Annotated in this window: 9 protein-coding genes; 3 read left to right on the top strand and 6 right to left on the bottom strand. The window is 63.9% G+C overall.

Annotated features, from left to right (window positions below; translation table 11 throughout):
- From VN004_RS22255 to VN004_RS22265, 3 genes are all read left to right on the top strand, one after another.
- On the top strand, positions 1–445 hold a 445-nt coding region (locus tag VN004_RS22255), incomplete at its 5' end, for a hypothetical protein (RefSeq protein WP_325614463.1).
- A gap of 143 nt (positions 446–588) precedes the next feature.
- Entirely contained in the window at positions 589–1,830 is a 1,242-nt protein-coding gene (locus tag VN004_RS22260) for a hypothetical protein (protein WP_325614466.1), read from the top strand.
- Positions 1,831–1,943: 113 nt separating this feature from the next.
- Positions 1,944–2,966: a GTP-binding protein gene (locus VN004_RS22265; protein ID WP_325614468.1), complete on the top strand. Its 1,023-nt coding sequence runs from the start codon at positions 1,944–1,946 to the stop codon at positions 2,964–2,966.
- Between the two features lie 104 nt (positions 2,967–3,070).
- Here VN004_RS22265 and VN004_RS22270 read toward each other — a convergent pair whose 3' ends face one another.
- The 6 genes from VN004_RS22270 to VN004_RS22295 form a co-directional block, all read right to left on the bottom strand.
- The gene (locus VN004_RS22270) at positions 3,071–3,910 is read right to left on the bottom strand and encodes a sugar phosphate isomerase/epimerase family protein (protein ID WP_325614472.1); all 840 of its coding nucleotides are present in this window, start codon (positions 3,908–3,910) and stop codon (positions 3,071–3,073) included.
- Positions 3,911–3,919: 9 nt separating this feature from the next.
- Positions 3,920–5,452 (bottom strand): tripartite tricarboxylate transporter permease, encoded by a 1,533-nt coding sequence (locus tag VN004_RS22275; protein WP_325614474.1) that lies wholly within the window; start codon positions 5,450–5,452, stop codon positions 3,920–3,922.
- Positions 5,453–5,459: 7 nt separating this feature from the next.
- A complete protein-coding gene (locus VN004_RS22280; protein WP_325614476.1) occupies positions 5,460–5,966 on the bottom strand; it encodes a tripartite tricarboxylate transporter TctB family protein in 507 nt (168 codons plus the stop codon).
- Between the two features lie 75 nt (positions 5,967–6,041).
- A complete protein-coding gene (locus VN004_RS22285; protein WP_325614478.1) occupies positions 6,042–7,049 on the bottom strand; it encodes a tripartite tricarboxylate transporter substrate binding protein in 1,008 nt (335 codons plus the stop codon).
- A gap of 242 nt (positions 7,050–7,291) precedes the next feature.
- Positions 7,292–7,954, bottom strand: coding sequence for a TetR/AcrR family transcriptional regulator (locus VN004_RS22290; protein ID WP_325614481.1), 663 nt, complete (start codon positions 7,952–7,954; stop codon positions 7,292–7,294).
- Positions 7,955–7,987: 33 nt separating this feature from the next.
- The coding region (locus VN004_RS22295; protein WP_325614484.1) for an acyl-CoA dehydrogenase family protein at positions 7,988–8,616 on the bottom strand (629 nt) is incomplete at its 5' end.

Raw genomic sequence — 8,616 nt, forward strand, 5'->3', positions numbered from 1 at the left:
CGTGGACGCCATGATCAACATCGAACCCTATAACGCGATTGCGGAAGCGGAGGGCATCGGCACTTCGATCCTCGATCTGTCGAACGTCGATCGCATGCCGGTCTTCATGGCAGCGACGCCGGACTTCCTCGACAAGAATCCGGATGTCGCGGTCGCCTACCTGAAGGGGTGGCTGGACGTCGCCCGCGAATTCAAGGAAGAGCCTGCGAAGGTGTCGAAGGTGATCCATGAGTTCTTCACCTCGAAAGGCTACAAGATGGCGCCGGAGACCTTCAGCAAGGCGCTGGGCCGGGTCGATGTGAGCCCCGGCTTCCCGAATGACCTCAACGCCTACATGCAGCAGCAGGCCGAAGTGCTGGTGCGCGAGAAGCGCATCGCCGGCATCCCGGACTGGAAGAAAGTCCTGCGTCCGGAGTTTATGGAAAAGGCGCGCGCCGGCGCGTGAGGATTCGTCATGCGCGGGCTTGACCCGCGCATCCATCTTCCCTCTTTGATGGAGGGCCGGGACATGGCCGGGCGAAACGTCGCCGTTCCCCGGACCGCTAGCCCAGGCCATGAACTCGTCAGGAATGCTTTTTGGAGAGAGTGATGTCCGTCGCAAGTCCGCTCAAGTCGTCCGATTCTATCGCCTGGAATTTCAAGCCGCTCGGCCATCATGAACTCGAGGGCTTTGGCGGGATGGGGGAGGGCATGGCGGTGCAGGTGGCCAAGGACGGCCGCCGTATCATCTGGCTCGCCCACGAAAGCGCGCCGAAGAATTTCACCGCGGTCGACGTGACCAATCCGCGCGATCCGAAGATCGTCGTGCAGACCGATCTGCCGGAAGGCTACATGCGCTCGAACTCGCTGGAAATCACCGGCGACATCATGGCCGTGGCCTATCAGGTGCAGAAAGTCGGACAGACGCCGGCGGGCTTCGAACTGTTCGACATCTCGGTGCCGGAGAATCCTCGCTCGATCGCCTTTGTCGACCGCTCCGGGCCGCATTCGCGCGGCGTCCATCAGCTTTGGTTCTGCGATGGGAATTACGTGCACATGGCGTCGGGCGCGGCCGACTTCACACCGACCCATCCGCTCGATGACCAGTGCTATCAGATCTTTGATGTGCGCAATCCCTCGAAGCCCCAGGAGGTCGGACGCTGGTGGATGCCGGGCACGCGCGAAGGCGACAATGTGCCGCCGCCGGTGCGCCATCCGAAGACACTGACCGACATGGGCTTCCGCGCGCACAACACCAATGTGTATCCGCAGCGGCCGGATCGCTGCTATCTCGGCTATATCGACGGCGGAATGTTCATCATGGACATCTCCGACATGTCGCGGCCGACGCCGATCGCGCATTGGGACAACTCGCCCCCGTATCACGGCTTCACCCACACCATCCTGCCTTTGTTCGATCGCGGACTGCTGGTCACGACCGACGAGTCGGTGGTCGACGACGCCGCGGACTGGCCGAAGCTGATCTGGATTCTCGATGCGCGCGACGAAACCAATCCGGTGCCGATTTCAACCTGCCCCTTGCCCTATGACGCCTTCAAGGGGCGGGGAGGGCGATTTGGCGCTCACAACATCCACGAGAACGTGCCGTCGCCGCATGCCTGGTTCTCGGACCAGGTGGTGATCGGCACCTTCTTCAACGGCGGGGTCCGCGCCTACGACATCTCCAATCCGTATCAGCCGAAGGAGATCGCAACCTTCGTGCCGGAAGCGCCGCCGCTCGCCCCGCGCGGAACCATCCAGCTCAATGATGTGTTCGTCGACGAGCGCGGCATCGTTTATACGGTCGATCGGCACGTCGGCGGGCTGTACATCCTGGAGATGGAGTTCTAGTTGCCGTAGAGGCAACCACAAACGCCGCTCATTCCCGCGAAGGCGGGAATCCAGTGAACCTTGGTTCTGGGTCCCCGCTTTCGCGGGGACGCGCGGAATGGACACGCGCTGACATGCAACAGCTCTTCCAGTCCAGAGCCGCCGGCCCGTTCGGCCGGCGCGTGCTCCACGAACGCGGGGCACGCATCCCGGTGGCGGTGGTGACCGGATTTCTCGGCGCCGGCAAGACTACGCTGGTCAAGCATTTCCTCGAGAGTGCGGAAGGCCATGGCACCGCCATTGTCGTCAACGAGTTCGGCGCAGCCGGTATAGATGACGCGCTGTTGCGCACGAGCGCGGATGAAACCGTGCTGCTCGGCAATGGCTGCCTGTGCTGCAATGTGCGTTCCGACCTGCAGGTCGCGCTCCGCAGGCTGATCACCGATCGCGAGCGTGGCCTTGTCCCGCATTTCAAGCGCATCGTGATCGAGACGTCGGGGCTCGCCGATCCAGGTCCGATCCTGCGCACCTTTGCGACCGACCGTGCGCTCGGCGGCGAGTGCCACGTCGATTCGGTGATCGCGGTGGCCGACGCCGTGAACGGGCTGTCAACGCTCGATCAATTTCCGGAAGCGCGGCAGCAGGCGATGCTGGCGGACACCATCGTCGTGTCGAAGACCGATATTGCGACCGCGGAGGCGAGCAGCGCGCTTACGGCGCGTTTGCGCAGTCTCAATCCGCGCGCCGAGATCGTGACCGCTGCGGCAGGCCGGGTCGATCCGGCGATCTTTACCGTATCGCGCAACCATCCCGCATTCCTCGCGGAGACGGTCGGCGAAGCCGTCCATAGCGACGGGATTACGAGCTTCTCGCTGTCCTTTGCCGAGCCCTTGCCCTGGGCGGTGGTCGCGCGCGCGATGGACACGCTCCTCGCGCTGCGCGGAAGCGATATCCTGCGGGCCAAGGGACTGCTGGCCGTCGAGGGATGCACCGGGCCGGTGGTCGTGCAGTTCGTGCAGCATCTCGCGCATCCGCCGGCGGAATTGCAGGCGTGGCCGGATGACGATCATACTGGACGTCTGGTGTTCATCACGCGCGGGATTGCCGAGCGCGATGTGCGGGCGTTGTTCGAGGCGGTGGGGCGGCTTCATCCCTGAAAGCGGGAGGGTGCGTGTCCGCCGAAGGCGCGCGCAACCGCGCCTGGTCATTGCCGGGCTTGACCCGGCAATCCATCTTTTACGAACAATGATGGATGCGCGGGTCAAGCCCGCGCATGACCGAACGACTCCATCACCCCGCGCATATAGCCGATATTGCGTGCGGCGCAGGTTGCCCCGTCCGGGATGTAGATGAATGGCTCGATGCTGGCATTTCCCGCATAGCCGGTCTCGCGCAAAGCGGCGACGATGGGCGCGATCTTCAGCGCGCCGTCGCCCGGGCCGCGGCGGTTCGTGTCGTTGAAATGCATATGCGCAATCAGCCCGCTCGGCATCCATTGCCGGATGAGGTCGGGAACGGATTGCTTCTCCCAGATCGAGGCGGCCGAGCAGTCGATCATGGTGCGGACCGCGGGGCTGCCGATCTGCCGGACGATGGTCGCCGCCTCTTCGACGGTGTTGACGAAATTCGCGTCCGGCTGGTGCAGCGGCTCGATGCAATAGGTGACGCCCGCCGCCTCCGCATCCCCGGCGATGGCGGCCCAGCATTCGACGCCGCAGCGGTAGCTTTCGGTCTCCTGGCCAGGCTCGAGGCGCCGTTGCGCCGGCGAGCCGTGCACGATGATGGTGCCGCCGAGATCATGACAAAGCGCGATCAGCCTGCGGATCACATCGACGGTGCGCGCGCGGACATTCGCATCGGTCGCCGTGATCGACAGACCTTCCGGCGCGCGGAGAAGGTAATGCAGCCCGGTCACCGGCACGCCTTCATCCTCGGCAATCCGCCGGATTTCCTTGCGCCGGTCGGAGGACAGAAGGTGCGGCTCGGCCGAGAGCGTCAGCGGCGCGATCTCGAGCCCGTCATAGCCCATCTGCTTCGCCAACTCGCATTGGCGCGGAAAGTCGTAGTCGGCGAGCACTTCGCTGCAGAGGGATATTTTCATGGTGCGCTTCTAAGCGTCGCTCGACTTGCCGCGCAAGGGCGCGGTGGCCGTCGCCCACAGCCGCGCGACCGCATTCGTGAAGGCCGGGATATTCATCAGGATCGTGCCCAGCACGAGGCAGAACATGACGAAGCTGATCGGGCGGGTGAAGAACGGCGCGAGGTCGCCATCGGACAGGGTCAGCCCGCGCCGCAGGTTCTTGTCGAGGAGGTCGCCCAGCACGATGCCGAGCACCAGCGGCGCCATCGGATAATTGAGCTGGCGCATGATGAAGCCGATCACGCCGAAGGCGAGCATCACATAGATGTCGAAGAAGCGCGAGGCGATCGCAAACGAGCCCACCGTGCAGAGCACGAAGACCACGGGCATCACCATTGTCTGCGGCACCTGCAGGATCTTCACCAGCAGCTGCGTCAGGGTGAGGCCATAGATCAGGATGCCGATGCTGGCGAACAGCATCATCGTGACCACGTCGTAGACGAATTGCGGGTTGTTGACCATGATCAGCGGGCCGGGCTGCACGCCATGGATCAGCATCGCCGCGAGCAGGACGGCGGCGGGCGCCGAGCCTGGCACGGCGAGCGTCAGCACCGGGATCACGGCGCCCGGCACGCAGGCATTGTCGCCGGTCTCCGCGGCCATCAGCCCTTCGACCGAGCCCTTGCCGAACTTGTCCTTCTCCTTGCTGGCGCGTCGCGCCGCGGCATAGGAGCTCCAGGCCGCGACGTCTTCGCCGACGCCCGGCACGATTCCAATCCCGGTGCCGATCAGTCCCGAGCGGATGATCGTTCGCCAATATTGGGTGACGTCCTGGATGCGGGGAATGACGGTGTCGAATGCGTTGATGATGATCTTCGGCGGCCGCTCCTTGATCACCGTCAGCACCTCGGCGAAGCCGAACGCACCGACCAGCGCGGGGATCAGCGAAATACCGCCCGAAAGGTCGTGAATGCCGAAGGTGAAGCGGTCGTAGGCATACATGCCTTCCTGGCCGATCATCGCCACGAACAGGCCGAGGAAGCCTGCGATCCAGCCTTTCAGCGCGTCGTTGCCGGTCAGGTTGCCGGAGATCACCACGCCGAACAGCGCGAGCCAGAAAAATTCGTAGGCGCCGAATTTCAGCGCCATCTCGCCCAGCACCGGCGTGAACAGCGCGAGCCCGATCATGCCGATCCAGGTGCCGAGCACCGATCCGGACGTGGCGATGCCCATCGCCCGGCCGGCCAGGCCCTGGCGCGCGAGCGCGTAACCGTCGAGGCAGGACGCGGCGGAGGCCGGCGTGCCCGGAATGTTGAGAAGGATGGCGCTGCGGCTGCCGCCATAGATCGCACCGACATAGGTGCAGATCAGGATCAGCAGCGCGACATTCGACGGCAGCGCAATCGTCAGCGTCGTCATCAGGGCGACGCCCATGGTCGCCGTGAGGCCCGGCAGCGCTCCAATGATCAGTCCGACGAGGCACGCGCCGAGTGCGTAGGCAATGGTCGTCGGCGTCGCGAAAGTCGCGATCGAATGTCCGAACAGCAGGAGTCCATCAAACATCGGCGGCTCAAGGCAGGCGGACCAGGAACAGCTCCTGGAACACGTAATGGATGGCGCCGCCGCAAACGAGGCCGAATACGACGGCAAGGCCTGCCCCGCGCAGGAGCGTGCCCGCGGCCTTTCGATCTTCGAACTGGAAGACGAAGACAAAGGCAGCGATGAACAAAGCCGCGGCCAGCCAGAACGGCATCCCGCTTCCGATCAGTCCGATCGCGAAAACGAAGCACAGCGCGAGCGCCGTCAGCACACGCCAATGATCGCGGATGCTGCCGACGGCGATATGCGGCTGCGACAGTGCGCCGGCCCGCACCGACCGCAGGATCAGCAACACGCCCATGATTGCAATCGCAATGCCGAGCAATCCCGGCACCAGCGCCGGGGCGGTGTAGATCGAGGCCTGCAGATGCGCGAGGCGATCCATCTTCCAGCTGATGACGACGATCGCGATGGCGAGCGCGAGCCAGACGCCGCCGGACATCAGGTCAACGAAGGGCGATGGCTTCTTGTCTTCCACTCAGCTCACCTCGTCACGCCGGGGCACGGCAGAGCGCCGCGACCCGGATGCCGGTTGTGGACGTAACGTTGCAGGCTAGTTCGGCTTCGCGATGCCGACCTGATCCGGCGACACCTTGGACTTGCCGGCCGCGTGCAACTGCCAGGCCGTCGACTGGATGGCCGGCATCGCCGCCTTGGTCGCTTCATCGCCATAGACCGGAGCGAATTGCGCGCCGTTCGAGGCGGCATATTTCTTCAGCGTCTCCGAATTGCCGACCACGTTCTTCCAGATCGTGTCGATCGTTTCGCGGACATTGGCCGGCACGTCCTTGTGGATGAAGATGCCGAAGTAATTCGCGTCCGGCTTGAAGCCCTGGACCGACGCCGTCACCGGCGGGATCGTGCCATATCCTTCAAGCTCGAGCGGCTTGTCGGAGAGAACGGCGAGCGGACGCAGGCGCTTGGCGCGGATCATCGCCGCCTGTTCGACCGCGAGCTGGGTCGTCGCTTCGGTCTCGCCGGCAACGGTCGCGTTCACCGCCGGGTTTCCGCCGTCATAGCTCACATGCTTGTAGGTGAGGCCCAGCGCGCGCGTGAAAGCTTCGATCGCGGAATGACCTGACGAATTGATGCCGGCTGTTGCGACCGACACGCCGTTCGGCTTTGCCTTCATCGCATCGACGAGATCCTTCGCCGTCTTGTAGGACGTGTTCGGATTGACGCCGAGCACCGAGACGTTGACGACGCTGAGATAGGGCCGCCAGTCGGACAACTTGGTGTCGAGCAGGCCGCTCACCGCATAGGTGCCGATGTCCTTGGCCGCACCCGCGGTCCAGGTATAGCCGTCCTTCGCCGCTTCCAGCGCGGCCTTGGTTCCGATCGAGCCGGATGCGCCGGGCTGATTGACGATGACGACTTTCTGGCCAAGCGCCTTTTCGATCTCGATCGCGGCAACGCGCGTCACCTGATCGGTCGAGCCGCCCGCAGCCCATGGCACGATGATCGTAATCGGGCGTTCCGGCTTCCACGGATAATTCTGCGCGGATGCGGTGCCGGTCAGTGCCAGAATCGCCGACGCAAGCAGGGTCGTTGCTCTCAGCATCTGTCGTTCCTCCCTTGAACGCTCTTTGGTTCGGCTTTTTTTGCCGCTTATTAAACGAGGCTAGCGGTCGAACCTGTCGCAGAGAAGCTGGACAGCTTCGATTTTCCGCTAAGTAACCATCTGGTTACAAATGCACCATGCAGGGTGCAAAGCGTCAAGTGGAAAACGGCTTGCGCCGTGGCCGTGAAACGGGCCAGTGCAGGCGATGTCGTCGCCCGCGTCCCTGAGCAAGGACGGCGACGCTAAGGCCGCAGATAACCCAGCACCACCTCTTCGATGTGCTTGCCGCGTTCCGCCAGCGCATCGGGCGTGCCGAGGTCGCGGCCGAAAATCGTCGACAGGGTGAAGCGGTTGGACAGGTAGAAAAATCCAAGCGAGGCGATGGTGATGTAGAGCTGGACCGGATCGACTTCCGCGCGGAAGACCTTGGCCTTCACCCCGCGTGCCAGCAGCGCGGTGATGATGCCGATCAGCGGCGAGTGCAGTTCGCGGATTTTCTTCGACGTCTTGAGATGTTTTGCGCGGTGCAGATTTTCCGTGCCGAGCAGGCTCAGGAATTCCGGATGCTCGATGAAGTAATTCCAGGTGAAGGCCACGAGTTCGCGCATCGCATCGACCGGATCGCGATCGGTGAGACGCAGCCTGATCTCGGCGTTGCGAATGTCGGCATAGATGTCCTCGAGAACGGCGAGATAGAGGCCATTCTTGTCGCCGAAATAATAATAGATCATCCGCTTGTTGACGCCCGACCGCTTCGCGATCTCGTCGACCCGCGCGCCATTCAGTCCATGCGCGGTGAATTCCTCGGTGGCAGCGGCAAGGATCGCCGCGCGCGTGCGCTCGGGGTCGCGCTCGCCGGCGGGGCGCGCCGGCGGCTTGCTCTTTACGGGTGAGGGAGCGTCCATCACGGTCACGATGACCCGGAATAACGAGAAAGGCTAGCCTCGATTGCCGCCGCCGGCAGCGTGCTTTCGCAGCTCCATCTTCGCAATGGTTTCGCGGTGCACTTCGTCCGGCCCGTCAAGGATGCGGATTGAACGCGCGCGGGCATACGCATAGGCGAGGTGAAAGTCCTGAGACAGCCCGCCCGCGCCGCAGACCTGGATGGCGCGGTCCACCACCTTCTGCGCCATGTTGGGCGCGACCACCTTGATCATGGCGATCTCGGCGCGCGCCGCCTTGGTGCCGACCTCGTCGATCATCTGCGCGGCATGTAGCGTGAGAAGCCGTGCCTGGTCGATCTCCATGCGCGATTCCGCGATCCAGTGCCGGGTGACGCCCTGATCGGCCAGCGGCTTGCCGAAGGCCGTGCGGGACATTGCGCGCTGGCAAAGCGTTTCGAGTGCGCGTTCGGCAAGTCCGATGGTGCGCATGCAGTGATGAATGCGGCCCGGCCCGAGCCGGCCTTGCGCGATCTCAAAGCCGCGCCCCTCGCCGAGCAGGATGTTGGACACGGGTACTCGCACATTCTCGAACCGCACTTCGGCGTGGCCGTGCGGAGCATCGTCGTAACCGAACACCGAGAGCGGCCGGATGACCTTCACGCCCGGCGTATCCATCGGCACCA

Source organism: Pseudorhodoplanes sp. (assembly GCF_035565855.1).
GTDB lineage: Bacteria > Pseudomonadota > Alphaproteobacteria > Rhizobiales > Xanthobacteraceae > Pseudorhodoplanes.